Source organism: Falsibacillus pallidus, from assembly GCF_050990905.1.
GTDB lineage: Bacteria > Bacillota > Bacilli > Bacillales > DSM-25281 > Falsibacillus > Falsibacillus pallidus_A.
This window is the reverse complement of the sequence record NZ_CP158866.1, coordinates 3118849-3144662: the sequence shown is the minus strand read 5'-3', so window position 1 is coordinate 3144662 and position 25814 is coordinate 3118849. Positions and strand designations below refer to the sequence as shown.

Below are 25814 nucleotides of genomic sequence, written 5' to 3'. Positions count from 1 at the left end.
ATTTATGAAGCGATTGAGTACTTGAGAAAGGATTATATAGTGGAACGATTATGTGCGGTGCTGGGAGTGTCTAAAAGTGGATATTATGCGTATCGTAATCGCCCAAAGTCTCCTCCATCCAAGGAGGAAATAGAGAAGGTAGAGAAGGTAAGAAAAGAGTTCTTCAAACAAAAGGGAACCTTCGGGTCCAAAAGGATTGCGAAGGAATTAAAAGCCAACGGGACGATAATTAATCATAAGAAGGTCGCGAAAATCATGGCAGAAAGCAATTTAAGGGCGGTTGTCAGAAGAAAGAAGTCAACGAAGGTAACAAAAGAGCAATCAGCTGGATATGTGTATGAAAATGGATTGAATCGACAATTTGACGCTCTGCTTCCAAATCAAAAATGGGTGACCGATAAGACAGAAATAAGCATCGACAATCAAAAGTTTTATATTTCTTCTTTAATGGATTTGTATAATCGCGAAGTGATTGGCTTCGAAGTTAGCACTAGCCCAAATACGGATCTTATTCGTGAAACTATTCAAAATGCACGAAAAAAACGAAAGTTAAAGTCGTTAGAAAATGTTTTAATTCATAGTGATCAAGGAAGTGTTTATCGTTCATTTGAGTATCACAAACTTATGAAGCAGCTCAAATTCACTCCCAGCATGTCTAGAAAAGCGAATTGTTGGGATAACGCGGTCATTGAGAGCTTCTTTTCACAATTAAAGACGGAATTCCCACATTTTTATCCCAATACAACAGCAGGTACGATTGAGAGAAATTTAAGGAAGTATATTCGTTACAATAAGAAACGCATCCAAAAAAAGCTTGGATACGTATCTCCTTCAAAGTTTTATTCACAGTTTAAAAAGGCGGTATAAACTGTCGTATTTTCGTTTGTCCATTAATTGGGGGGTAGACCACTGTCACTTTGTTATTATGATTGGTTATTCCGCTCCCATATACGCAAGTAAGGATATGGATCGAATGACCATTCAATCAGGCCGTTGTCTTTATACATTCCGTAGTGGAGATGTGGAGGGAATTTGCCCGATGTGCCAGGAGGTCCGTATCCTGAGCTTCCTACTCCTCCAATCAACTGGCCAGGCTTCACCACACCACCTACTTGCAGGTCTTTAGCAAATCCGCTTAAATGGGCAAAGTAGTGGTAAGTGTTATTGATATCCCGAATACCAAGGCGCCAGCCTCCGTATTTGTTCCAGCCTTTCATTTCGATGACCCCATAGCAGGTTGCACGGACAGGGACGCCGTAGTCGGCAAAAATATCCGTGCCTTCGTGGATCCGCCTGCCGCCCCAGCCTCGTGCATCTCCCCAAGTATTCTTGTAGCTGTAATTGAAGCGTGAGGGCAGAGGAAATGCTTTTTCGTCTAACTCCAATTTCCCAAACGTCTTGTAAAGCTGCGCTTTCTCCATGATCAAGCTTACAGCCTTATCTCTTTTATAATAATCCCAAAGTGCAATCCGGAAATTTTCTTCATCCGATCCGTAAGGCTGCAGGAATTGTGCCATTGCAAATAATACATCTTCTCCAGTAGTCATATCTGCAACCCCATCCCCGTTTCCATCCACGCCTTTTCCATTGAAAATGGTGATGGATAGAAGATCCTTGGCATCAGGATTTGGATTGAGATAACCTGCCCATTCTTGATTTTTTATATAGATGGCAGTCAATCCATCCGCTTTCGGCAGATCCCTTCTGACAGATCGGATGCTTCTCTCATATTGATCGATGGCGGCATAATAATACCAAGGAATCTGGGTCAAGGCATCCATCTTTCTATATAACGCCATTCTTTCTCTATAAACATCCGCATCGCTTTCTTTTGCAAAAGCCATCGATGGCAGGAAACCTGCCAAAAGAATAATTAGTATCAGTACAGTTCTCAAAAGGGTCTCCTCCTCATGCAGCAGCATGTATATAGTTTGGCGATGACAGCGTATTTTCATAAATATCAATAAATGGTAATGGTAATATTCGAAGCTTGTCTATGCAGTTTTAGTATGTTAAAGTGACATGTGTAGGAAGACCTTTTACCTGATTTCTTTACATAAATGAAAGGTCAGTTTGTTGAGGAAGCATGCAGTGAAATGAGCTGCTTTTTCAATGTTCTGAGGTTCTTGATGACTCTATTGCTGTCTTGGCCCAAACAACAGATTATGATCGGAGATGAAAGCATGAGCAAAAGAGAAGAACATTTACGTAAACCAGATTGGTTAAAAATAAAGCTAAACACAAACGAAAACTATACTGGCCTTAAGAAAATGATGCGCGAAAATAATCTTCACACCGTGTGTGAGGAAGCAAAATGTCCAAACATCCACGAATGCTGGGCTGTAAGACGCACAGCTACATTCATGATTCTTGGAGATGTATGTACACGTGCATGCCGTTTCTGTGCTGTTAAAACCGGTCTGCCGACTGAACTTGACTGGCAAGAGCCTGAACGTGTAGCAGATTCAGTTCAATTGATGAATTTGAAGCACGTTGTAGTAACAGCTGTTGCCCGCGATGATTTAAAAGACGGTGGAGCTGCTGTCTTTGCTGAAACCGTCCGCGCGATCCGCCGGAAAAATCCTTTTACAAGCATCGAAGTTCTTCCTTCCGATATGGGTGGGGTTTATGAGAACCTGAAGATGCTCATGGATGCACGTCCTGATATTTTAAATCATAATATCGAAACGGTTCGCAGCTTGACTCCGCGTGTCCGTGCTCGTGCAACATATGACCGTACATTGGAATTCCTCCGCCGTGCAAAAGAAATGCAGCCGGATATCCCGACAAAATCAAGCATCATGGTCGGTCTTGGTGAAACAAAAGAGGAAATCATCGAAACAATGGATGACCTTCGTGCAAATAACGTAGATATCATGGCAATCGGCCAATATCTGCAGCCATCCAAAAAACATTTGAAAGTTAAAAAATATTACCATCCGGATGAATTTGCTGAATTAAAAGAAATTGCTATGAGCAAAGGATTCAGCCACTGTGAAGCTGGTCCGCTTGTCCGTTCTTCTTACCATGCTGATGAGCAGGTCAATGCTGCGACAAAAGCGAAGCAGGAAATGGGCGAAAAAGAAATCCAGCAGCAACAAGCATAATAATGTGAAAATCCCCGAGAAAATAGTCTCGGGGATTTTTCTTTAATCCATCATACTTTTGGAACCCTTGCCGGCGCCCTGTTTGCTTTTTTGGTTGTACTCGTCAGTATCGGTGAGGTCGTTCATTTCACCGATCATTTCGTTGTTTTCGTTGACGCCCTTGCTAAGGATATGTCCCTGAGGGGATCGCTTCAACATCAAGTTTGCTGTATCCCGGATGACGTCATGGACATTGGCCATGTTCGAATCCATGGATGCGATATTCTCTACATTCCGCATCAGGGTTGGATCGTCCGTGACATATACGTGGTACCAGCCTGGAACGACAGATAATGCTGTCTTTTTGACTTGGTCGGCCACGTCATTTCTTTCTTTCTTGCCCTTGGCATCTGTTTTGTAGGCGATGAGCACCTCGTGATCCGTTACAAGTGTAGAACAGTCATGGACTTTCGGCAGAGTGCCGACAGCCATTTTACTGATGGTATCTGCGGTTTTCTCACGATTGATGGCATAGATTTCCTGATAGTTGATGCCCTCATTCATGATTGGACTTTTTTGCTGGCGCACATAGCCGAAGTTCTCGGCATGCTTGCTTTTATTATTTGCAAGGTTTTCGTTGTATAATTCAGGTCGGTCACTCACATTGATGGTATTGCCGTTGTCGTGGAATAAGTGATTGTCATCTGCAGCTTTATTTTGACAGGCACTTAAAAGAGCAACGCCCAAAATGGAGGCGACGATGGTATTCTTCCTCAATTGTAACACCCCCTCATTTACTAGAATGACCACTGTTTTATGAATTTTGCTTAGTAATTGATGGGGAATCAGTTATAATTTATAGTAAGAGCAAATTTGAAGGTGGGTGAAGCAATGATTTGCATCAATAATCACTGCTATGAAATTGAGCATGAATTCCGCGAAGGATTCAATGAAGAGGCTTTCCGCAATCGCTACAGTGAAATTTTGACTAAATATGATTTTATTGTCGGGGATTGGGGTTATGGCCAATTAAGGCTTAAAGGCTTTTTCGATGATCAAAACCAAAAGGCGAGCTACGATACTAAAATCAGTACATTGAATGATTATCTTTATGAATACTGCAACTTCGGGTGCGCTTATTTTGTAGCCAAGAAAGTCAACGCCAAGAAAGCATAAGAAATAGGAAAAACGAGCCGACTGCAACTGTCTGGGCTCGTTTCTGTTTTTAAACAGTGTTATTCATTTTCAGTATATGGCGGCTCTTCATTTCGCTCAGGGTCGTCATGAGTGGGGTGGGCACCCGGTTCCTGTCTCGGGATATCCTGATGGAGAGATTTGAATTCATAATTGAAAGCACTGTAATAGCGCTGCCCTTCTTTCCATGGAGTCGATTTATTTTCGACAGGGGTGTATTTTCCGCGCGGAGCTCCATAAGGTCCTTCAGGAGTGATTTCCGGAACGAGGAAGTTCCTCTGCGTTTCTACATTGGAAAAATCCGAGTATTTTTCTTCTTCTTTGTCCATTCCTGGATCTCTTTCATCGTTCATGATGCAGCCCTCCGTTTCTTTGCCTTAGGCTCTTTTCACATGGTTTGCTGCTTTTATGCATTAAAATAGGATAACTTTGCAATCAATACAGAAAATTCAGCTAGAAAAGAGCCTGGATAATCCATCCCAACGTGCAAAATAGGTATTTTGACGTTAAAATCGGCTTTAAGATTTTAACAACAATGTTTACGAAAACAGCCTTGCCTTTATTATGCGGAGGGCATTTCTTTATCATACATATCCGTTAACAGATGAACTCAGATAAAAATTCCTTTAATTCTGCTGCTTCTTCCTCGTTCATGTTAAAAGCATGTTCCAAATATCCTTCTTCTTCTAAATCGTCAGGTCCGAGGATGGCAAATCGGCTGCCTTGCATATCCAGGACCAGCTGCTTGCCATAATGGCGTTCACTGCGTACGATTGCCAAATCAAATCGTTGGTTTTCGCCCATGAAACTGACGAACCGTGTCTTCGTATTTTCAAGATCATCATAAAGATAAAATCGTTCTGACATACTTGTTCGCTCCTTTTTCACATTTCTCATTTCATCTTAACAAATTTGATGGAAAAGGAGTAGGAGAAGAATACGCGGGCAATTTATGATAAAATACGGATGGAAGCAATTGAAAAGGAAGGGTGCTTGCAGTGTACTTTGTCGATCGGGAACATATTGAACATACATTGGCTTTTATGGAAAAACAGCTTGGACTGTTTGAGCAGGTTAAAAATAGCAGCAGTGAAATTGAAAAGGCTGCATTTGAACGAGCAGCGCATACGATCATCGAATGTATCCTAGATGCAGGAAATTCCATGATTGATGGGTTCATCATGCGCGACCCGGGTAGCTATGAAGATATTGTGGACATCCTTGAAGATGAAAAAGTCATTACAAAGGATATGCAAGGTGGCTTGGTAAAAGTTGTGGGATGCCGCAAAATGCTTGTACAGCAATATACCGATGTGGACCATGAAGAAGTTGAACGGATTTTCTCAAACGAGTTTTCATCCCTTCAAACATTCGCTGATTGCGTTCGAAGCTATTTAACCAATGAGCTGGGTCCAGTATCAGCCTTCAAAAACTGACGCTTTCTCTTATGAAAGCGTTTTTTCATTTACCGATTTAGGATAAATTTGTTTGGATCGGGTACATTTTCATTATGACAACGTGTGAAAGGGAAGAGGATTATGAAAGAATATAAAGGATATTTGATCGATCTTGATGGGACAATGTATAGAGGAAAAGAAAAAATTGAAGAAGCCGGGGATTTTGTGCACCGCCTTAATCAGAAAGGAATTCCTTACTTATTTGTGACCAATAATTCTTCAAGACGGCCGGATCAAGTGGCAGCAAAGCTCAGGGATTTTGATATTCCAGCGGAGCCTGACCAAGTATTCACCACTTCTATGGCAACGGCTAATTACATTTTCGAGAAAAAGAACGATGCCTCCATTTATGTAATCGGAGAGGAAGGCATACGCACCGCGCTTGAAGAACGCGGGTTGAGCTTAGTGGAAGAAAAACCTGATTTTGTAGTCGTAGGAATCGATCGCTCCATCTCCTATGAAAAATTGGCATTGGCATGTCTCGGTGTAAGAAATGGCGCCACCTTTATCTCCACAAATGGGGATATCGCCATTCCAACTGAGCGCGGCCTTCTTCCGGGGAACGGATCTCTCACAAGTGTCGTCACGGTTTCAACCCAAACGGAACCGATCTTCATTGGAAAGCCAGAATCCATCATTATGGAACAGGCACTGGAAGTATTGGGCATCCCGAAAGAAGAGACATTGATGGTGGGGGACAACTACCACACGGATATCCTTGCCGGCATGAATGCGGGGTTGGATACGCTCCTCGTCCATACAGGCGTGACATCTGTAGAAGACTTGAAAACATATGGCCAGCAGCCGACATATACAGTGAACAGCTTGTCTGATTGGGATATTTAAGCGGAATTAAAAAGGTATAATCCTCTTATTGAAAGGGATTATACCTTTTTTATGTGTTCTCTACTCAGCTTTTTCCGTACGGTGGGCAAGCCTGCTGGAGGCTGCTGCTGCGATAGCCCCGACGATATCATCGAGGAACGTGTGGCACTTGCCGCTGGATTTATCATTCAAGTCTTTTAGGATCCCAGGCTTCAACTTATCCACATATCCATAATTGGTGAAGCCAATGGAACCATAGACATTCACAATGGAAAATGCCAGGATTTCATCTACCCCATATAATCCTTCATCGGCTTCAATAATGGATTGAAGAGGCTCTTCAAGCATGCCTTTTTCGGCAAGGATGTCCAACTGGATGCCTGTCAAAATGGCGTTTTGAACCTCCCGTTTTGAAAGGACGCGTTCGATATTATCGATGCATTCCTCAATTTGCAGATCATCATGATATTTATGCTGCAGAAACATGACCAGTTCAGCGATGTCCTTGATTTCAACTCCACGTTCCAGAAGCCACTTTCTTGCAGTCTGTTCAGACATGCTCATTGCATTTTTTCCGCTCATATCCGTCACCTTTTCTATAAGTATTTGTATTTCAAAGGTATGAATTTGTCCAAGATGTATAGAACCATTACATATCATTTCAATTTTATTTCCTAATATCCTCTAATTATTCACATTTCTCATCAAGAAGATTAGAACGCCACATATAAATAGAAATAAAGAACGGTGAAGAGAGGAATGAGATGATGTCCGATATTCTTCAGAAACATTTCGGCATACAGCCAGAGCAGTCTTACATGGTAAGAAATCAAATGAGATATATTTCAGGCGGCGTTTTGTATACGGTGGTACCGGTGACTCATGTAGAAGAAGACACGCTTGTTGAATTATATGAGATGTCCGAGCATCTGAGTAAAGAAGGGGACAGGTATGTTTCCAGGTTTGTCGCGAGTACAAATGAAAAGTTTCTCGTAACAGAAGATGAAGTGGATTATGTGGTTTTAGGAAATGCCCCACATCCAGTTGTTCCTTCCACAAAGCTTGGCAGGAAGCTGGCTAGGTTCCATGATAGGGGAAGGAGCATCGAAAAGGTCATCAAGAGCTGCAGCCGAATCGGAGAATGGAAGTCACTTTGGGAAAAGCGGCTGGATCAAATGGAAGGGGTATGGAACAATTATTTGACGGAGCGTCCGGACCGTGAATTCAGCAGGCTTTTCATAGAATCCTATCCCTACTATATGGGTCTCGCAGAGAATGCCATCCAATATCTCGTCGATACTGAGATGGATGAAGAAACGCGGGATTCAGATGCCGGTACGGTGTGCCATGTCCGATTCCATGAAAGTACATGGGGAACGGAAATCTGTATGAAAGATCCTTTTGACTGGGTTTTTGACCATGCCTCCCGGGACATCTCCGAATGGATAAGGGAGAGGTATTTCAGCCAGAATCGAACATTTCAACCGGATATTCGATCATTTCTGCAAGAATATGAATCAGTCTCCCCGCTGACCGCTTTTTCATGGAGATTGATTTATGCAAGACTGCTGTTTCCGATTCACTATTTTGAGTGCATTGAAGATTATTTCACCGCTTCATCGGAACAGACTCAAAAGCAGCTGGAAGATAAGTTGGAAAGAATGATGAAGACGTCGAGGGAATATGAAGCATTTTTAGGGAATTTTTATCGCATTGCCGACGTTCCACTCAAAAAGATGTCGATTCCGGAAATTCAGTGGCTGAAGAAGTAGTTGAATTAAGTGGCATTTCCTTCATTATGTTAAAATAATAGAAAAACAAGGAAGGGAATCAGCCATGAGAAAAATAGTGATTACACGAAAATTGCCGGCAGAGGCCATTGATGCCTTACAGGATAATTATCAAGTTGCGATGTGGGACTCAGAGGAAGCAAGTGCCCCCCGTGAATGGATCATCGAACAGTCGAAAGAGGCAGATGCACTTCTGACGATGCTGTCAGATAAAATTGATGCAGAATTGCTCCAAGGCGCGAGCCGGTTGAAAGTAGTCGCCAATTTAGCTGTCGGCTTTGATAATATTGACATCCAGGCTGCCACAGAGCGTGGAATTGCTGTATGCAATACTCCTGATGTTTTAACCGAAACAACAGCCGATCTTACGTTTGCCTTGTTGATGGGAACGGCCAGAAGGATAGGGGAAGCAGCCCAGTTCGTGAAAGAAGGGAAATGGAAAAGCTGGTCTCCATTGCTTCTTGCCGGCGGGGACATTTACGGCAAAACCATTGGGATTTATGGAATGGGAAGTATAGGGGAAGCCGTTGCAAGACGTGCCAAAGGCTTCAACATGGACATTCTTTATCACAACAGAAGCCGAAAGACAGAGGCAGAGAATCAGCTTGGGGCTTCCTATGTTGAGTTTGATGAATTGTTGTCATCTTCTGATTTCATTGTTTGTCTCGCGCCTTTGACACCGGAAACAAAAGGTGCATTCAATGCAGAGTCTTTTTCAAAAATGAAATCCTCCGCTTATTTTATCAATGCAGCACGGGGGCCGATCGTTGATGAAGATGCTTTGCTCAAAGCGTTGAAAGAAGGGGAAATTGCAGGTGCCGGTTTAGACGTATTCACTTATGAACCAATCAGCCATGATCACCCGCTGCTATCCCTTCCTAATGTCCTTGCCCTTCCGCACATCGGAAGCTCCTCGGTCGAGACAAGGATGACCATGATGGAGCTTTGTGCAGAGAATATCGAAAACGTCCTGAATGGAAAAAATCCAAAGACGCTCGTCAATAAAGAATGGTTGAAATAAAAAAGCGGATGGCGTAAAAGCCATCCGCTAAACTATTTAAGGTTGATTGATTAGAATACTTGTTCTACTTCCACAACTCCTGGAACTTCTTCCAGCAATGCACGTTCAATACCTGCTTTTAATGTAATGGTAGAACTTGGGCAGCTTCCGCATGCACCCAATAAGCGAAGTTTTACGATTCCTTCATCCACGTCGACCAGTTCACAGTCACCGCCGTCGCGCAATAAGAATGGACGCAATTTATCTAGTACTTCTTGGACTTGTTCCTTCATCATTTCTTCAGACATGTCTATCGACTCCTTTCCATACTCCTATTATAATAACATGAGGGAAAAAAATCTATCCATGGATATCGTATTTGGGCTGGGAGCTTTTCACAGTTTAGAAAATTTCATTTTTTTTGTACAATAAGGATGAAAAGGAGGGGCTGGGATGAGAAAAGAAGTCGAAATTCAAATTTATGGCACAGATCAGATCTGTGCAAGCTGCGTTAATCTGCCTTCATCAAAAGAGACATATGAATGGCTGGAAGCGGCATTGGCGAGAAAGTATCCAAATCAGAATTTCATAATCCGCTATATTGATATTTATAATCCACCTGAAGAAGAAGTGGTGAGAGCATTTGCTGCGAGGGTGATCGAGGAAGATATGTTCTATCCTGTCGTCCTGGTGGAGGGTGCAATTATCGGGGAAGGGAACCCTAAGCTTAAAATGGTCTATTCGGAATTCGAGAAATACGGATATACGGCAGGTTAACATCTTTTAATAAATCAAAAAAGCCGCACTCTCCTATAATAGGATGGTGCGGCTTTTCATTTCTCTTTGTCCAGCTCCAGCGCCCAGCCCCTCGAGTCATAAGGAGAACCTCTACGGAAATCAGGATTTCCGTAGAGGTCCGTCTTATGCAAGTCGGGGCTTTTCAGGGCGCTTCCGCTTTTCTCTTAACCGTTATGGTATTTATACATCCAAAGAATGCCTGACTTCAAGAGCCGGGCTACACGGCCTGTTACACCTCGGCCATTCAATAGGCCGAATCCTTGTTTTTTCCCAAGGGAGCCAAGGACGCCTTTTACTTTGATCTGCGGCAGCTCTTCTGGAAGTTCTTCGTTATTCCAGCGTTTCATCAGTACTTGTACGATCTGCTCTGCCTGGCCCTCTGCAAGCTGTGCACTCGGGGCATGAGGTAGGCTTGCACAGTCACCGACTACATATACATGATCATCGTTTGGAAGTGAATGATATTTAGAAAGGACGACCCTTCCGGATGGATCCTTTTCTACTTCCATATCACGGACGATGCCGACTGGCTGGATCCCGGCTGTCCACACAATGGCATCACACAGGATAGGGTCATCATGATTGTAGACGATGTTTGGCTCCACTTTCGTGATGTTCGCATTGTTGACAATTTCAACACCGTGTTCTTCAAACCAGCCTTGTACATACTTGCTTAAACGTTCCGGGAACGCGGACAGGATCACTTTTCCACGGTCAAATAGTTTAATATTCAAATCTGGACGGCTTTCGCGGAGCTCGCTTGCAAGCTCAACGCCGCTGAGGCCAGCGCCCACAATTCCAACAACAGATTTAGCAGGGAGGTTGTTCAGCGTATGGTACGTAGCCCTTGATTTTTCAATGGATTGAATGCTGTAAGTGAATTCATTAGCACCAGGAACATTATGGTACTTGTCCTCACAGCCGAGTCCAATGATCAAATCGTCATAAGAGACAGCTTCGTCATCTTTTAGATAAACTAATTTCTCATCTGTGGAAACCTTTGTGACCTCTCCGTATTTGACGGAAAGTCTTGGATGCTCTGGGAACGACACCCGGATATGGTGATCGGAAATGGTGCCCGCAGCCAGGGCATAATACTCGGTCTTTAAACAGTGATAAGGAACTTTATCAATTAAGGTAATGGAAACGTCTTCGGGCAATTGGTTTGGAAGAAGCCTGAGCAGCACTCGCATATTACCGTATCCGCCGCCAAGCAGGACTAGTTTTTTCATAGTTATTTCTCCTCTTTTGCTATCGACTTATGCGCTAGTATGATGGTGTTTTGCAAAGAAAGCATTTTCAATATGATGTCTAATACGGAGGAAATTGTATTTCCCTATAGTAATTTCATAAAAAGTATATCGAAATATGGGCAGATTCACAACAGAAATAGGCAAAAATCTCGATAATCTGACATACAATTGGCTGGAGCGGGATTCATTGACGAAAGAATGGAAAAGATGTAGGATTATCAATTAGTAGAGAGGTGATTGCTAGTGAAGCCTATAATTGAATTTTGCATCAGCAACTTAGCGAGCGGTGCTCAGGAAGCTTTGGAAATATTGGAGCGGGACCCTAATTTGGATATCATTGAATATGGGTGTCTTGGCTATTGTGGAAAATGTGCTGCATCCTTTTATGCGCTAGTCAATGGCGAAGTGGTCAGTGCAGATACACCCAAGGCTTTAGTGGATGAAATCTATCAATTTTTAGAAGAAAATCCGATGTTTTAATATAAAAGGGGAGGCCGAATTTGTCGGGCTCCCCTTTCTTTATACAAGTCTATAGTGCCGTCTTCATGGTTTCGCGCATTTCCTGCCAGCGTTCCCTGGCCATATCAACGACTTTCCGATCCGTGGTGCTTTGCTGTTTCTCAATAATTTTCGAGAAATATAAAACAGCAGCATCACGGTTGCCCATCCTTCGCTGGAGTTCAGCAATCATATATAAAATGCGGACTTCGGACATTTGCGTCCCTGAAAAATCATCCATGGAGTAGGATTCCGTGTACTCATGGGCAGCAAGCTTCAAAAATCTCGCTTCCTCTGCGTACATGGAGGCGAGGCGGTAAAGCCAGGCGATGCGTAAATACAACCCTGCTATTGTGACTTTTTTCTCCCGGCGGATAATCCCGCAGTAAATGGCTAATTTATAGGCATTCACTGCCTTGGCAATCGTCCGCTCCCCGCCGAAATCCTGTGGAGTCCATTGCTTGGCCACTTTTTCTTCAAGTTCTTCCCTTATAATGGGAACAAAAAAAGTTTGAAATTCATCGGTATAGGAGTAGCCGCATGATGGGCATACATGGACGTTGTACAATAAAGGATTGACGCCGCCATCTTTATAAATGGGGCAAAAGTCGCTGTCGTGCCGTTCCAGCTTTATGAAGCGGGACCGGATCTTTGTCGTTTTGAAAGAATGTTTGCAAAGCGGGCAATCTAATTTCCTCTCAAAAAATGGAGTGACTTCACTCATCAGAATCTCCTCCTTCCCGGGATGTTGTTCCTCGTTCTTTTGTCTTATTTGTTGAATCTATTATACATCAAATAAGGGTAAAAAGAACTATTTGGAAGGAATGATTTAGAAATGTTTTCAAAGAATACAGGATTGTTGAGAGTTCAAAGCATAGGGTATATACTGAGAATAAAGAACTTGCAGGGAGGTGCATTCTTTTGGAACAAGAACAAGTTGTCAATATTACGGAAGCAGCAGCTTTTCATATAAAAGACATGATTAAAGAAAATGAAGAGGAAGGTGCCTACATCCGGGTATCTGTCAATGGGGGAGGCTGCAGCGGCCTGTCTTATGGTATGGGATTTGATCATGAGAAAAAAGAAGGCGATATCGAACATGACTATTTCGGAATAAAAGTATTGGTCAGTTCACAAGACGCTCCGATCCTTAAGGGAACGAAAATTGACTATAAACAATCCTTGATGGGCGGGGGCTTCACAATCGATAATCCAAATGCCATCGCTTCGTGCGGATGTGGATCATCTTTCAGGACGGCTAAGAATGCCGGAACGCCGGAAAACTGTTGATAAGATATAACGCGTGGTTTCACTATCGGATCCACGCGTTTTTTCGTATACTCATTTCACATCCGAGCAGTCGTCATGCATATGATATGGGTGAATGCCAATTTCATTTCAAGGGGAGAGAAGAATGTTCATTCATCCATATCAGTCAGCTGCATTTTGGGGAGAATCCCGCGTGAATTCTGCGGATGACTTAAAGCCTCAATTATATAAATGGACGAAGTTGACGTATACAAATAATGCCCAAAAGGAAGTATTTCTCATTAGGATTGATAAAAATAATGGGACAGCTGTTTTTTTAAGTTTTCCTGAATTAACGTTGAATCAATCCAATATTAAAGATATACAAAAGGTGGAAAATCTCGATTCGCCTCCTAAAGTTAAAGGGGATGGCGGCAATGGGGGAAAAGACAAGAAAAAGGATTCAGGCGATGGTGGAGGAAAGAAAGGGGGAGGCCAGCAGGCTAAACCTCCTTCGATGGAAGAACTGCAGAAAATGCTTGGCCAATTTTCCGGCGGGCAAGGCCAGCAGGGAGGACAAGGACAGCCTTCCGGTGGTGCACAAGGAGGCCAGCAGGGTGGCCAAAGTGGACAGCAAGGTGGACCAATGGGACAAATCGGGCAGATGTTTGGCGGCCAAGGTGGTCAAGCGGGCGGCATGGGTCAGGGCGGACAGGGCGGACCAATGGGACAAATCGGGCAGATGCCTGGCGGTCAAGGCGGTCTGCCTGGAGGAATGGGTCAAAGCGGGCAAGGCAGTCCATTTGGACAGATCGGTCAAATGCCAGGGGGACCCGCCGGGAGTCCTCAGGGTGGAATGGGCCAAGGTCAGTTGCCCGGCGGATTCCCGGGGGGCGGATCATCAGGAGGAGGCCTTGGAGGCCTTTTTGAATCCGACCGTTACGCCTTGCAGAACGGATGGCATCCAGGGGAGTTCCGGAATTTTGAATCGATGAACCAAGATCAATGTATCCGGTATAATGGATAGAACTAAAAAAGGGATGGCCAAAGGCCTCCCTTATTATAAATTCTTCAATGCGGTATGAATTTCTACATCACCGTTCAGAATCTCGAACGTTTTATAATGAAGATTTTCCATGTTTAGCGATTCCACGAGAACTTTTGCCACATTTTCACGTGAAATATCCGTATTTCGATCCTGGATTTTTTCAGCTGCTTGGATCTTGCCTGAAGCAGCATCGTCGGTTAAAGCGCCAGGCCGGACGATGGTGTATTTCAATCCGCTCGCTTTCAGATGTTCATCGGCGCTGTGTTTTGCATGCAGGTAGTGCTGCATCCCTTCTGAACCCGCCGATGGATTGTCTGCTCCCATGGAACTAAGCATGACGAAACGTTCGATTCCTTTCTTTTTGGCAATATCGACCGCTCTTTTTGCCCCTTCTTCATCGACGGAAGTCGTCTTGTCAGGACCGGTCTTCGAGCCGGATCCAGCGGCAAAAATGATTGCATTGACATCTTCAGCAGCATATTCAAAGTCCTGTTCTAAGTCTGCCACTACTGGTTTTGCCCCCAGCTTTTCCATTTCTTCCGTCTGCTCCGATTTTCGAATCATGGCTTTAACCAAATGGTTGTTGCTTTCCGCTAGATACTTCACGACCATCCTGCCGGTTTTTCCGTTTGCTCCGATTACAAGTACGTTCATATTTATCACCCTTTACTGTAAAGTCTCTATTAGTTTGTGTACCCTTTGCGATTTTAATTAAACAAGAGGGAATCTTTCGGGGTATGTGTGGAATGTTTAAAAAAACCTATAAAAAACGCCGCCAGAATACAGGCAGCGTATAGAAAATTATTTATTCAAACATGGATGTGCTGTGCATCGGCTGAATCCTTGCTTTTGGATCCATGTACGCTTTTGCATTGTTGACGGCTGTAGGAGCCTCGCCGAATCCACAGGCAATCAGTTTTACTTTCCCGTCATATGTACAGATGTCTCCTGCAGCATAAATGCCAGGGATGTTGGTTTCCATTTTGGAATTGACCACAATGGAATTCTTTTCGATTTCAAGGCCCCAATTCTTGATTGGGCCAAGTGAGGATACAAAACCGAAGTTTACAATCAAGGAATCAAGATCGATGACGGCTTTTTCCTCTCCTCGCACTTCTTCGAGAACGAGCTGTTTGATCCCTTCTTCATCCCCGATTATTTCCGTAGGTACAAAAGGAGTCTTGATCTCGACTTTTGAATTCTCCATGTTTTCTACGCTGTGTTCATGGGCCCTGAACTTATCCCGTCTATGGACAATCGTCACTTTTTCAGCAATAGGTTCGAGCATCAGCGCCCAGTCGACAGCTGAATCCCCGCCGCCGCAAATGACCACTTTTTTACCCGCGAAGGCTTGCAGGTCATCCACGAAGTAATGGAGGTTTTTCCCTTCATATTTTTTGGATTCTTCCAATTCGAGCCTGCGCGGCTGAAATGCACCGTTCCCAGCTGTGATGATGACGGTTTTGGAGTAATGGACTTCTTTATCTGTAGTAATCTTAAAAACCCCATCTGCCTGCTTTTCAAGGTCTTCAACAGACTGCTCCAGACATACGGTCGATTCGAATTTTTTCATCTGTTCTTTTAGATTGTTGACTAATTCCTGTGCGCGGATTTTTGGAAATCCCGCCACATCATAAATGTATTTTTCGGGATATAGAGCAGACAGCTGGCCGCCCAGCTGTGGAAGACTTTCAATGATTTTTACGGATGCCTGTCTCATTCCACCATAGAACGCAGTAAAAAGGCCGGTAGGACCGCCGCCGATAATCGTAATATCATATATTTTTTGATCTTCTTTCAATGAGCTCCCTCCAATTCGAACCATCAATTTTTATTCTTATATTTTATCATATTAAATAAAAAGAGTGGCAATGAACGCTTTTAATATTTCGAAAAATCAGTCAAAAGACTGATTGATTTGATTGGTTTTTCATAATATTCTTATCTTTTGTTATTTCCTATATATATCTTGAAAAAGAATACTAAAAAGAATAATATGTAATGGAGGCATTATGTAATTATTTTATGACATTTTTCGTGCATTTTTTTATTATCATTCGTGAAGTGCATCACATACTTTGGTGCGGAAAATTAAACAAATAAAATCTGGTGTGGCGGTGGATGCTAATAGCATTAATCACACAACAAATTCAAAAGGTGGAAGTGATTCATTTGAAAAAGGCTAAAATTGTAGTTTTAGGTGCAGGTTACGGCGGTTTAATGACAGTTACCCGTCTACAGAAGCTTGTAGGGGTCAACGAAGCAGAAATCGTTTTGGTTAACAAGAACGATTACCATTATGAAACAACTTGGCTGCATGAAGCGTCCGCAGGAACTCTTCATCATGACCGTGTACGCTATGATGTAAGTTCTGTCATCGACCGAAATAAAGTAGAATTCATCCAAGCGACTGTTGAAGATATCAACACTGCAGAGAAAAAAGTCATCCTAAGCACTGGTGAAGTGGATTATGACTATCTTGTATTCGCATTAGGCGGCGAAGCCGAAACTTTTGGCATCAAAGGCTTGAACGAATATGCGTTCACTATCACAAATGTGAACAATGCACGTCAAATCCGCGAACACATTGAATACCAATTCGCTACTTATCAAACAGAAGAGCATAAAAAGGACGAGCGTTTGACAATCGTTGTCGGTGGAGCTGGATTTACGGGCATCGAGTTCCTTGGTGAACTTGCAAACCGCATCCCTGAACTTTGCCATGAATACGATGTCGACTTCCAGAAAGTCCGCGTGGTATGTGTTGAAGCAGCACCAATGGTACTTCCTGGCTTCGACGAAGAACTAGTTAAATATGCTGTTGCAAAGCTTGAGAAAAAAGGCATCGAGTTCAAAATCGGAACAGCTATCAAAGAAGCAACTCCAGAAGGCATCATTGTAGCTAAAGGAGAAAGCGAACCAGAAGAGATCAAAGCTGGTACAGTTGTCTGGGCAGCCGGTGTACGCGGAAGCCACATCATTGAAAAAGCAGACATCGAAAACATGCGTGCACGTGTAAAAGTACAGCCTGACCTTCGTGCTCCAGGCCATGACAACATCTTTGTCATCGGTGATTCTTCTTTGATCATCAATGAAGAAATCAACCGTCCATACCCGCCGACTGCACAAATTGCAATGCAGCAGGGTGAAGCTGTGGCTCGCAACATTAAAGCCCTTCTTCATGGAAACGAAGAATTGGAAACATTCACTCCGGATATCAAAGGTACTGTCTGCTCATTGGGTGAAGACGATGCAATCGGAGTTGTATACGGCAAAAAGCTTATGGGAACAAAAGCTTCTTTCATGAAAAAAGTTATTGATAACCGTTCGCTTTACATGGTTGGCGGAGCTGGCCTTGTATTCAAAAAAGGTAAATTCAAATTTTTCTAAGCCGAATCGTTTATAATAAAAGGCAGGACAGCAGCAGCTGTTCTGCCTTTTTGATATTTAAGGAGGGTTAAAATAAATGAGTGATGCAAAACGGGGGAATGTATGGCTGGGTGTCTCAGGACTGGTGATTGATGCACAAGGCAGATGGCTTGTCGTCAAGAAAAAGTACAGTGGACTTAAGGGGAAATGGTCGTTTCCAGCCGGCTTTGTAAAAAACGACGAAACAGCAGATGAGGCAGTTAGAAGAGAAGTATTGGAAGAAACGGGGATAGACACAAATCTGAATGGGCTGATTGGCCTGCGCACTGGTGTCATCAAAGGGGATATCAGTGACAATATGCTCCTGTTTTCTCTTTCTCCTCACCATACAACAATAAGGATCCAGCACGACGAACTAATGGATGTTCAGTGGATGCATCCTGAGACTCTGCTGGGAGATCCGAATGCCTCTGTCCTTCTACATAAAATGGCCAAGGAAGCTTCAAGGGACGTCAAACCATTGACAGATGGCATCAACCCAGGCGACCAGTTCGGGTATACGGCATATAAACTATTTTTGTAATGTTCTGAAATTTTATGAAAAACGAAGTAAATGAAAAGAAACAAGTTATGTATCCGTTTACATTGGCTTATCTCCCCTCATTTTGAAGGTTGGCAAATCGGATGGAACAATGATATATTATCAGAAAATTAAGACAAAACATTCAAGGGAGATGAGCTTCAATGAAAATGAAAATGATCGACTCCAAAGTTAAAAAATGCGACTATTGCTCTGGCAAAGGTTATTTTCAATTGGTTCTAGGCGGATCAGAAACGTGCCCATGCTGCGGAGGGACAGGAAAAAAGAACCTCTGACGGGATGTTAGATGCCCTTTCATAAATACTACTCATTTATAACTACATTCGCTGCTCTAGAAAAATTTGGGGCAGCGAATTTTTTTATTTCGGCAGAGGGAAAATCGTCAAACGATTGTCATTGACTGTAAATGCAACATTCAGTACACTTAACATTAGTGTTTAGGAGGTGTACATACCGTCATGACGATTGCGACATTGCCAATTTCCATGCTCTTATTTTTCGTATTATTTTTTGGAATCGGTTTCTTATTGAACATGCTGCTGAGAATGACTTGGATCATGTCTGTTTTCTATCCAATCATTACAATATTGATCATTGATGATGTCCGGTTCATCGAATATTTCCGAAATGCAGGCCCTTCTTTTGAGAAACTGGGAGAGAAGATAGTTTCCCTGGCACCTGCAGATATCCTCATCTTATCAAGCGGTTTTGCCGGAGCGATTGTATCAGGGATCACTATGCTTGTCCTTAGGAAAAAAGGCTATAGAATGTTCTAACAAACACCTCATTAAGGTGTTTTTTTTATGAGAAAATAAGCGGATTTGAAGTTTGGATGTGCTCCGCTTAGTCAGTTTTTCCCTAAAAAATGAATAAATCCTCTCAGAATGGGAAAGGAATAATTTTGGGAGGAGTGAAAAAATATATGAAAAGAACTAATACGGCAATAAAAAGGATATTCATGGTGCTGTTATTTACGGCAGCTCTTTTTGCTACATTTCAATCCGTTTCCGGTGTGCAGGCGAAAATGGTTACGGAGTGGGTGGCTGATGATTACAGCCGAATTTCATCTCAGACCATTAGTCCTTATTTGCGCAACAGCTATAAAACATTAGGGTTGGCATTTAAAAAGCTCAACTTTTTATCAGCGGGGGAAACTCAAATTTCTTCTAGTGCAGAGGTGAAAGGAAATCCACCAAATCTGGAAGAAGCATTCGACTGGTCCAAATACCCTAAATTGACTGTCACTGCAACAGGATATACAGCCGGATACGAATCAACAGGAAAAAATCCGGATAATCCAAGCTATGGAATTACATATTCAGGATTAAAAGTGAAGAGGGATCTCTATTCCACTGTCGCAGCCGACCTGAGAGTCTTTCCGATTGGAACCATTTTGTTTATCCCGGGTTATGGATATGGTGTTGTAGCTGACACCGGTTCTGCCATAAAGGGGAATAAGCTCGACCTATATTATGAAACCGTCCAGGACGTATATGCGCATTGGGGCAAGAAAAACCTTGATGTATATATCGTTCAAAAAGGCGATGGCAAAATAACGGAAAAAGAATTATCTGCCTTGAATGAAGCTAAGGCCATGCAAGTTTTCAGGCAGCAATATGTCAATGTGAATAATCAATGAAATAAAAAGCAGCAGGCTTCAGCCTGCTGCTTTATTTTTGAATGGAAGAAGGGAGTTCTATCCCGCTATACTGGCCAGGATGGATGCGCTTAGCCAAATGTATCAATCCCTCAAGAAGGCGGGGGGAGGGACGGCAGTATAAAGCTTCTTCCAAGACTTCAATTTTATCTTCTTGAACGGCAAGAAGCTTTTCCCATCCCGGGCGTTTCTTGACGATGGCAGGATTGACTTTCTTCTTGTGCACGCCGACCCAGGCCAAGCAGATGAAGTCCGGGTTTCTTTTCAGGACATCTTCCCAATCGGTCTGTACACTCGCTAATTCCACGTCAGAGAAAAGATTCACGGCTCCTGCCAGTTCACTTAACTCAGTCAGCCAATTCGTCTTGCCAGGGGTGAAGACAGGCTTTGGCCACCACTCCCAGTATAGCGAAGGCTTCTGTTCCAACGTGCTGCTTATATCCTTGCAGGACTGAATGACCCCTGACATCTCTTCAATGACTTGTGAGGCCCTTTCGCTTGCTCCACAAAGGTCTCCAACCGTCCGGATGTCACGGATGATATCAGACAGGCTTTGCGGATCCAGCACAACATGGGGAATTTCCCTCTTCTTCAATTCTTCAATGTTCTTTTCCATTCCGGGTACACTCAATGAGGCTAAAACTAAATCAGGATTCAACTTTTCGAGATCATCCATCCTGATGGACAGATCCGGACCAAGCTTTGGGAGGCTGCTGATCGAAGAGGGCCAATCAGAAAAATCATCGACTCCGACCAGTTGACCCGTCAAATCCAAGTAAGCCAATATTTCTGTATTGCTGGGGCAAATTGAAATCAATCTCATAAGATCACCATATGAAAAAGTAATATAGAATCAAAGTTAAAAGAATTCCGGTCAAGCCGCCGAAGAAAACCTCGATTGGTTTATGGCCAAGCAGCTCTTTTAATTCCTTCTGCCTTTGCTCCGCCGGTTTTTTCTGCCACAGTTTCGCTTCGTCCACAAGCCTCTGGAAATCAGCGGCAAGCTTATTCAGCACGATGGCCTGCTCCCCCGCTTGTCGGCGGACCCCGGTTGCATCGAACATTACGATGATGGCAAATACAGCCGATACGGCAAAAACAGGAGAACCAAGACCGGATTCAATTGCCACACCGGTAGCAAGCCCTGTTACGGCAGCTGAGTGAGAGCTTGGCATCCCGCCTGTGGAGGTAAGCAGCGACCAGTCGATCTTTCTGGTTGCAACGAATTGAATGGGAACTTTAACAAATTGAGCAAAAAAGATTCCGGCAATGGCAGCCCATAGTGGAAAGTTTGTAAGTAAATCCATGAAGTGAGATCATCCTTTCAAGCAGACAGTAATAGAAAGTCGGATTTATTAACTATACCCATAAACACTGGGTGGTTATGCAGAAATTTCTAACTTATTGAATCGATTATAACATAGGGCAAAGGAATCTTAATGGTATTCATAAATTTAGAGGTTCGAAATATTTGGGCATTTCTTTTATAATGAAGAAGGAGGTGAAGCGGGGATGTTTAAAACAATGAATATCCATCCTTTTGAACAAGAATCTGAAGTATTGATTGTCGGATTGAAAGATAAACCTGAAAAATTTGAAGGCTTGTTGTCTGAGCTTGATGAAGCCTTTAGTGGAGAATTAACGGAGCTCGTTAAATCAGGTGATGTATCAGCAAAAGCCAAGTCCACAGCTAAAATACATACATTCGGAAAAGTGAAGGCCAAAAGACTGGTTTTTGCAGGGACAGGTAAAGAAAAAGACCTGACTTTTGATTTGCTTAAAGAAATTTTCGGACGTGTATTCAAGGAACTGAAGTCCCAGGGACAGAGCAATGTATCTGTTATGCTTGATACGTTCCTTGCTGAAGGAATTCAGGCACAGGATGCAGCACACGCCCTTGCAGAAAGCTTTGCTCTTTCTACCTATGAATTTGAAGGGTACAAGCGCAAATCCAATAAGCCTGAGAAGCGCATTGAATCCATTACCGTTCTTTCCGCTTCAGCAGAAGAGGAAATTGATGCAGCCCTTGCTGTCGGCTACGCATATGGTAAAGGGACGAACTCTGCAAGAACACTTGTGAATACGCCGGGTAACTTGCTGACTGCAACAGATTTAGCTAATCATGCAATTCAATTGGCTGAAAAATATGGGTTCGAAACAGACATCCTTGATAAAGAGGAAATGGAGAAACTCGGTATGGGTGCCTTCCTCGCTGTCAATCAGGGTTCTGTGGAGCCGCCAAAAATGATCGTCCTGAAATATCAAGGAAAAGAAAACTGGGAAGATGTCATCGGCCTTGTCGGAAAAGGAATCACTTTCGATACAGGCGGCTATTCCATCAAGCCGAAAGATGGAATCGTCGGCATGAAATCGGATATGGGCGGAGCAGCTGCCGTTCTTGGAGCAATGGAAGTCATTGGAGAGCTGAAGCCGGAACAGAACGTGGTTGCTGTCATTCCTTCCACTGACAACATGATCAGCGGTGCTGCCTTTAAACCTGATGATGTCATCACATCAATGAGCGGCAAAACGATTGAAGTGCTGAATACTGATGCAGAGGGGCGCCTTGCGCTGGCAGATGCTATGACATATGCTAAACATCATGGAGCACAATACTTGATCGATGTAGCTACGTTGACAGGCGGCGTGATCGTGGCTCTGGGGCTTGATAAGACCGGTGCCCTTACGAACCATGAAGAACTATTCGAGCAGGTACTGGAAGCTTCTGATGAGGCAGGAGAATTCATCTGGCGCCTTCCTTATACGAAAAAAGACATCGAAAGAGTGCGTGGAAGCCAAATTGCCGACTTGAATAACTCTCCTGGCAGAGACGGCCATGCGATCATGGGCGGTGCATTCGTAGGTGAATTTGCAGAAGGCACTCCATGGGTCCATCTGGACATTGCAGGAACAGCTACAACGACTAAGGGATACGACCTTGGTCCAGCAGGAGCAACAGGAGCAATGACACGCACACTGGCGCTGCTTGTGGAGAGGTTTGAACCAATAAAATAATTAAATGATTCAACCAGGGATTTCGTTAGGAGTCCCTGGTTTTTTATGTCTCTGAAAATATTTTAAGTTTTCATAGAAATTAATTATTTGACACTAAAAATGTACTATGCTAACTTTATCTTTGTTATTTTATCACTCTACCAATTTACCAAACTAAAGCGTATTGATATTTCGAAAGGAGTTACTGGTTATGAATGCAGTTGTAATTGCTGTCGTTGTCATGCTCATATTGAGTCTTCTGCGCGTCAATGTAGTGTTTGCTTTATTGGCCGGCGCATTGATCGGCGGTCTGACAGGCGGCTTAAGTATAGAAAAAACAGTAGAAGCGTTTACCGATGGATTGGGAGGCGGAGCCAGCGTTGCGTTGAGCTACGCATTGCTAGGTGGTTTTGCGGTCGCCATTTCCAAGACCGGACTGCCTAATCTAATGGTGGATGTTGTTTTGAATGTAGTGGGGAAGAAGGAAGACAGGACAAAGAAGAATTTATCTAAAGCTCTTATCATCTTTTTTATATTGCTGATGGCCTGTTTTTCCCAAAACTTGATTCCGATTCATATCGCCTTTATTCCATTGTTGATTCCACCATTGTTAAAAGTCATGAACGAATTGAAATTGGATAGAAGATTGATAGCTTCTGTATTAACATTCGGTTTGACTGCTCCTTACATCCTGCTGCCTGTAGGATTCGGGCAGATCTTCCATGAGATTGTGGCTGTGAATATGAAGAGCAGCGGTCTTGAAATCCATGTAAATGACATCCCAACTGCCATGCTTCTGCCGACAGCAGGGATGGTAGTCGGGCTGCTGATTGCTATTTTCATTTCATACAGGAAACCAAGAGATTACTCTAGTGAGTTTGATCAGGACTACGCGGCAGAAGGGACTTCATATTCAAAGAAAGGCGTCATCTTTGCCATTCTTGCCATCGTTGCAGGCTTGGTTATTCAATTATTGTTTGACTCCATGGTATTCGGTGCCATGGCTGGAATACTTGTGCTTTATATCACTCGTTCCGTTAAATGGAATGAAGCGGATTCCCTTTTGTCTGAAGGTATGCAAATGATGGCATTCATAGGATTTGTCATGATTGCCGCTTCAGGATTTGCAGAAGTGCTTAAGGCCACAGGGGATGTAGAAAGCCTGGTCAAGCAAGCAGAATCCTTAATCGGGGATAATAAATCGCTTGCGGCCCTATTGATGTTGATTGTCGGGCTTGTGGTGACAATGGGAATCGGTTCTTCCTTCTCTACAATCCCAATCATCACGACCATCTTTGTACCACTATGCGTCCAGCTGGGATTCAGTCCGATGGCGACCATTGCCATCATCGGAACAGCAGGTGCCCTTGGTGATGCAGGCTCACCAGCATCTGACAGTACATTAGGTCCTACATCAGGACTGAATGCAGACGGCCAGCACAACCATATCTGGGATACATGCGTCCCGACATTCCTGCACTACAACCTGCCGCTAATCATCTTCGGATGGATTGCAGCGATTATTTTATAAGATTTAGGACACGGGGACAGGTTCCTCGTCCCATTTACTGGGACAAGGAGCCTGTCCCCGTGTCCCTTTTTTGGGTACAATGATAGAAATAACTGTTTTCCGTTCAGGAGGAGAGCGAATGTATTTTGGCAAAGTCAAAAAGAAATTTGACGGTGACAGGGTGCCGCCGAATCAAAATGTTACCACTACTTTCCCCGTTCTTCATGCAGGCAATGTTCCGTACTATCCACAAGACTTGAAGGATTGGGACCTTAGAGTTTTTGGAGAAGTAGAGAATGAAGCTCTTTTTACCTTCGATGATTTGATGAAGCTGCCCCAGAAAAAGGGATCCAATGATATTCATTGTGTAACCGGCTGGTCTAAGCTTGATAATGAGTGGGAAGGAATTGCTGCTCCGGATATTGCAAACATCGTGAAAGTGAAGCCCGAAGCCCAATTTGTCATCCTCCATGCGGAAGAAGGATGGTCAACGAATCTCCCCTTGGATGATTTTATGCGAGAGAGCACTTTATTGGCTCATTCACATGGAGGGCATCCGCTTACACCTGAACATGGATATCCACTAAGAGCAGTGGTTCCGCATCTCTATTTTTGGAAGAGCGCAAAATGGCTGAGGGCCATCGAATTTTCCAAAGTAGATAAGCCAGGTTTTTGGGAGGAAAATGGATATCATAATTACGGAAATCCATGGAAAGAAGAGCGGCTATCATGGGATTGATAGGATGACAGGTCCCTAATAAGTCTTTTTTCTCTTTTTAGTATGATTCTTTTTGCTAGGGTATCGCCCACGCAAATCAGCTTTAGCCTGCATAAAAAGTAGAGAGGCCATTGAGCTGTATATATAAAAGGAGGAATACCCAATGCATGAAGACTTGAGAAGACCGTTTATTGGAAGACCAGGCTTTGGATTCGGCAGACCTGGTTTTGGATTTGGGAGACCGGGCTTTGGTTTTGGAAGACCCGGATTTGGTTTCGGTAGGCCATGGGGCTTCGGAGGCTGGGGATTTGGTGCACCATTCCTAGGAGGCATCGCGGGTGGATTGCTGGGAAGTGCATTACTTGCACCAGGATACGGCTACGGTTACGGCTATGGTTATCCATACCCTTATGCATACCCATACCCTTATTATTACTAAAATTGGCGAAAGACAAGGAGCTGTGCTTTGTGCATGGCTCCTTTTTGAGTTTTTTGACATGATACTAGTGCGGATTTGTTGATTTTGCTCGGTGATTCTTGGAATAACCGGTGCGCTTTTGGGATTTGCTCTCAACTTTTTGGGTTAACCGACGTACTTTGTGTGATTTGCTCTGCACTTTTGGTGCTAACCGGCGCACTTTTGGGATTTATCTCGCAACTTTTCGCTCTAACCGCTCAACTATCCATTTTATGGATCTTTCCTCAATATCCGGAGCAAAATTTACCTCTGACCAGCCGCTTCCGCTTTTCTCGATCCAGCTCCAGCGC

Annotated in this window: 32 protein-coding genes; 20 read left to right on the top strand and 12 right to left on the bottom strand. The window is 43.4% G+C overall.

Annotated features, from left to right (window positions below; genetic code table 11):
• Positions 1 to 867: an IS3 family transposase gene (locus tag ABTV07_RS16560; RefSeq protein WP_433751320.1), complete on the top strand. Its 867-nt coding sequence runs from the start codon at positions 1 to 3 to the stop codon at positions 865 to 867.
• Between the two features lie 56 nt (positions 868 to 923).
• Here the strand turns inward: ABTV07_RS16560 and ABTV07_RS16555 are convergent, their stop codons facing one another.
• Positions 924 to 1895: a M23 family metallopeptidase gene (locus ABTV07_RS16555; protein ID WP_433744183.1), complete on the bottom strand. Its 972-nt coding sequence runs from the start codon at positions 1893 to 1895 to the stop codon at positions 924 to 926.
• 288 nt (positions 1896 to 2183) lie between these two features.
• Here ABTV07_RS16555 and lipA point away from each other — a divergent pair, with 288 nt between their 5' ends.
• Positions 2184 to 3107 (top strand): lipoyl synthase, encoded by a 924-nt coding sequence (gene lipA, locus ABTV07_RS16550; RefSeq protein ID WP_433744180.1) that lies wholly within the window; start codon positions 2184 to 2186, stop codon positions 3105 to 3107.
• 42 nt (positions 3108 to 3149) lie between these two features.
• On the opposite strand, the gene ABTV07_RS16545 is transcribed toward lipA, so the two are convergent.
• Positions 3150 to 3872 (bottom strand): YhcN/YlaJ family sporulation lipoprotein, encoded by a 723-nt coding sequence (locus tag ABTV07_RS16545; protein ID WP_433744177.1) that lies wholly within the window; start codon positions 3870 to 3872, stop codon positions 3150 to 3152.
• A gap of 105 nt (positions 3873 to 3977) precedes the next feature.
• On the opposite strand from ABTV07_RS16545, the gene ABTV07_RS16540 reads away from it, so the two are divergent.
• The gene (locus tag ABTV07_RS16540) at positions 3978 to 4262 is read left to right on the top strand and encodes a YutD family protein (protein WP_433744174.1); all 285 of its coding nucleotides are present in this window, start codon (positions 3978 to 3980) and stop codon (positions 4260 to 4262) included.
• Between the two features lie 59 nt (positions 4263 to 4321).
• On the opposite strand, the gene ABTV07_RS16535 is transcribed toward ABTV07_RS16540, so the two are convergent.
• Positions 4322 to 4633, bottom strand: a complete 312-nt coding sequence (locus ABTV07_RS16535; protein WP_433744172.1) for a cytosolic protein — start codon at positions 4631 to 4633, stop codon at positions 4322 to 4324.
• A gap of 244 nt (positions 4634 to 4877) precedes the next feature.
• The gene (locus tag ABTV07_RS16530) at positions 4878 to 5147 is read right to left on the bottom strand and encodes a DUF3055 domain-containing protein (RefSeq protein WP_433744169.1); all 270 of its coding nucleotides are present in this window, start codon (positions 5145 to 5147) and stop codon (positions 4878 to 4880) included.
• A gap of 131 nt (positions 5148 to 5278) precedes the next feature.
• On the opposite strand from ABTV07_RS16530, the gene ABTV07_RS16525 reads away from it, so the two are divergent.
• Positions 5279 to 5716 carry a DUF86 domain-containing protein gene (locus ABTV07_RS16525; RefSeq protein WP_433744166.1) on the top strand — a complete coding sequence of 146 codons (438 nt, stop codon included), beginning with the start codon at positions 5279 to 5281 and terminating at the stop codon, positions 5714 to 5716.
• A 102-nt stretch (positions 5717 to 5818) separates the two neighbouring features.
• Positions 5819 to 6583, top strand: a complete 765-nt coding sequence (locus ABTV07_RS16520; protein ID WP_433744163.1) for a TIGR01457 family HAD-type hydrolase — start codon at positions 5819 to 5821, stop codon at positions 6581 to 6583.
• A gap of 60 nt (positions 6584 to 6643) precedes the next feature.
• Here the strand turns inward: ABTV07_RS16520 and ABTV07_RS16515 are convergent, their stop codons facing one another.
• Positions 6644 to 7144, bottom strand: a complete 501-nt coding sequence (locus ABTV07_RS16515) for a phosphatidylglycerophosphatase A family protein (RefSeq protein WP_114746120.1) — start codon at positions 7142 to 7144, stop codon at positions 6644 to 6646.
• A gap of 182 nt (positions 7145 to 7326) precedes the next feature.
• On the opposite strand from ABTV07_RS16515, the gene yutH reads away from it, so the two are divergent.
• Together yutH and ABTV07_RS16505 are read left to right on the top strand one after the other, a co-directional pair.
• Positions 7327 to 8334, top strand: coding sequence for a spore coat putative kinase YutH (gene yutH, locus ABTV07_RS16510; RefSeq protein WP_433744160.1), 1008 nt, complete (start codon positions 7327 to 7329; stop codon positions 8332 to 8334).
• A gap of 64 nt (positions 8335 to 8398) precedes the next feature.
• Positions 8399 to 9373: a 2-hydroxyacid dehydrogenase gene (locus ABTV07_RS16505; RefSeq protein ID WP_433744157.1), complete on the top strand. Its 975-nt coding sequence runs from the start codon at positions 8399 to 8401 to the stop codon at positions 9371 to 9373.
• Positions 9374 to 9423: 50 nt separating this feature from the next.
• Here the strand turns inward: ABTV07_RS16505 and ABTV07_RS16500 are convergent, their stop codons facing one another.
• On the bottom strand, positions 9424 to 9660 hold the full coding sequence (locus ABTV07_RS16500; protein ID WP_114746123.1) for a NifU family protein: 237 nt from the start codon (positions 9658 to 9660) through the stop codon (positions 9424 to 9426).
• Positions 9661 to 9805: 145 nt separating this feature from the next.
• On the opposite strand from ABTV07_RS16500, the gene ABTV07_RS16495 reads away from it, so the two are divergent.
• Positions 9806 to 10129 carry a YuzD family protein gene (locus ABTV07_RS16495; protein ID WP_433744154.1) on the top strand — a complete coding sequence of 108 codons (324 nt, stop codon included), beginning with the start codon at positions 9806 to 9808 and terminating at the stop codon, positions 10127 to 10129.
• 185 nt (positions 10130 to 10314) lie between these two features.
• Here the strand turns inward: ABTV07_RS16495 and ABTV07_RS16490 are convergent, their stop codons facing one another.
• Positions 10315 to 11382 carry an NAD(P)/FAD-dependent oxidoreductase gene (locus ABTV07_RS16490; protein WP_433744151.1) on the bottom strand — a complete coding sequence of 356 codons (1068 nt, stop codon included), beginning with the start codon at positions 11380 to 11382 and terminating at the stop codon, positions 10315 to 10317.
• A gap of 264 nt (positions 11383 to 11646) precedes the next feature.
• Here ABTV07_RS16490 and ABTV07_RS16485 point away from each other — a divergent pair, with 264 nt between their 5' ends.
• Positions 11647 to 11883 (top strand): YuzB family protein, encoded by a 237-nt coding sequence (locus ABTV07_RS16485; RefSeq protein ID WP_433744148.1) that lies wholly within the window; start codon positions 11647 to 11649, stop codon positions 11881 to 11883.
• 49 nt (positions 11884 to 11932) lie between these two features.
• On the opposite strand, the gene ABTV07_RS16480 is transcribed toward ABTV07_RS16485, so the two are convergent.
• Entirely contained in the window at positions 11933 to 12625 is a 693-nt protein-coding gene (locus ABTV07_RS16480; RefSeq protein WP_433744145.1) for a DUF2225 domain-containing protein, read from the bottom strand.
• A 254-nt stretch (positions 12626 to 12879) separates the two neighbouring features.
• Here ABTV07_RS16480 and ABTV07_RS16475 point away from each other — a divergent pair, with 254 nt between their 5' ends.
• Both ABTV07_RS16475 and ABTV07_RS16470 read left to right on the top strand, forming a co-directional pair.
• Positions 12880 to 13191 (top strand): HesB/IscA family protein, encoded by a 312-nt coding sequence (locus ABTV07_RS16475; RefSeq protein WP_433751317.1) that lies wholly within the window; start codon positions 12880 to 12882, stop codon positions 13189 to 13191.
• 124 nt (positions 13192 to 13315) lie between these two features.
• The gene (locus tag ABTV07_RS16470; RefSeq protein WP_433744142.1) at positions 13316 to 14176 is read left to right on the top strand and encodes a hypothetical protein; all 861 of its coding nucleotides are present in this window, start codon (positions 13316 to 13318) and stop codon (positions 14174 to 14176) included.
• A 33-nt stretch (positions 14177 to 14209) separates the two neighbouring features.
• Here the strand turns inward: ABTV07_RS16470 and ABTV07_RS16465 are convergent, their stop codons facing one another.
• Positions 14210 to 14851, bottom strand: coding sequence for an SDR family oxidoreductase (locus ABTV07_RS16465; RefSeq protein ID WP_433744139.1), 642 nt, complete (start codon positions 14849 to 14851; stop codon positions 14210 to 14212).
• A gap of 151 nt (positions 14852 to 15002) precedes the next feature.
• Positions 15003 to 15998, bottom strand: coding sequence for a ferredoxin--NADP reductase 2 (gene yumC, locus ABTV07_RS16460; RefSeq protein WP_433744136.1), 996 nt, complete (start codon positions 15996 to 15998; stop codon positions 15003 to 15005).
• A 371-nt stretch (positions 15999 to 16369) separates the two neighbouring features.
• On the opposite strand from yumC, the gene ABTV07_RS16455 reads away from it, so the two are divergent.
• From ABTV07_RS16455 to ABTV07_RS16435, 5 genes are all read left to right on the top strand, one after another.
• Positions 16370 to 17587 carry an NAD(P)/FAD-dependent oxidoreductase gene (locus ABTV07_RS16455; protein WP_433751314.1) on the top strand — a complete coding sequence of 406 codons (1218 nt, stop codon included), beginning with the start codon at positions 16370 to 16372 and terminating at the stop codon, positions 17585 to 17587.
• A gap of 76 nt (positions 17588 to 17663) precedes the next feature.
• Positions 17664 to 18149, top strand: coding sequence for an NUDIX domain-containing protein (locus ABTV07_RS16450; protein WP_433744133.1), 486 nt, complete (start codon positions 17664 to 17666; stop codon positions 18147 to 18149).
• A gap of 167 nt (positions 18150 to 18316) precedes the next feature.
• A complete protein-coding gene (locus tag ABTV07_RS16445) occupies positions 18317 to 18442 on the top strand; it encodes a YuiA family protein (RefSeq protein WP_433751311.1) in 126 nt (41 codons plus the stop codon).
• A 183-nt stretch (positions 18443 to 18625) separates the two neighbouring features.
• The gene (locus ABTV07_RS16440; protein WP_245948486.1) at positions 18626 to 18943 is read left to right on the top strand and encodes a YuiB family protein; all 318 of its coding nucleotides are present in this window, start codon (positions 18626 to 18628) and stop codon (positions 18941 to 18943) included.
• Between the two features lie 146 nt (positions 18944 to 19089).
• Positions 19090 to 19806, top strand: a complete 717-nt coding sequence (locus ABTV07_RS16435; protein WP_433744129.1) for a 3D domain-containing protein — start codon at positions 19090 to 19092, stop codon at positions 19804 to 19806.
• A gap of 31 nt (positions 19807 to 19837) precedes the next feature.
• Here the strand turns inward: ABTV07_RS16435 and ABTV07_RS16430 are convergent, their stop codons facing one another.
• Positions 19838 to 20647: a cobalamin-binding protein gene (locus ABTV07_RS16430; protein ID WP_433744126.1), complete on the bottom strand. Its 810-nt coding sequence runs from the start codon at positions 20645 to 20647 to the stop codon at positions 19838 to 19840.
• A 4-nt stretch (positions 20648 to 20651) separates the two neighbouring features.
• Positions 20652 to 21131, bottom strand: a complete 480-nt coding sequence (locus ABTV07_RS16425) for a divergent PAP2 family protein (protein ID WP_433744123.1) — start codon at positions 21129 to 21131, stop codon at positions 20652 to 20654.
• Positions 21132 to 21336: 205 nt separating this feature from the next.
• Between ABTV07_RS16425 and ABTV07_RS16420 the strand changes: the two genes are divergently transcribed.
• The 4 genes from ABTV07_RS16420 (at position 21337) to ABTV07_RS16405 (ending at position 25485) form a co-directional block, all read left to right on the top strand.
• Positions 21337 to 22839, top strand: a complete 1503-nt coding sequence (locus ABTV07_RS16420) for a leucyl aminopeptidase (RefSeq protein ID WP_433744120.1) — start codon at positions 21337 to 21339, stop codon at positions 22837 to 22839.
• 190 nt (positions 22840 to 23029) lie between these two features.
• Positions 23030 to 24349: a Na+/H+ antiporter family protein gene (locus ABTV07_RS16415; protein WP_433744117.1), complete on the top strand. Its 1320-nt coding sequence runs from the start codon at positions 23030 to 23032 to the stop codon at positions 24347 to 24349.
• 118 nt (positions 24350 to 24467) lie between these two features.
• On the top strand, positions 24468 to 25067 hold the full coding sequence (locus tag ABTV07_RS16410; protein ID WP_433744114.1) for a sulfite oxidase-like oxidoreductase: 600 nt from the start codon (positions 24468 to 24470) through the stop codon (positions 25065 to 25067).
• Positions 25068 to 25209: 142 nt separating this feature from the next.
• Positions 25210 to 25485, top strand: a complete 276-nt coding sequence (locus tag ABTV07_RS16405; RefSeq protein WP_433744111.1) for a spore coat protein — start codon at positions 25210 to 25212, stop codon at positions 25483 to 25485.
• Positions 25486 to 25814 lie beyond the last annotated feature (329 nt).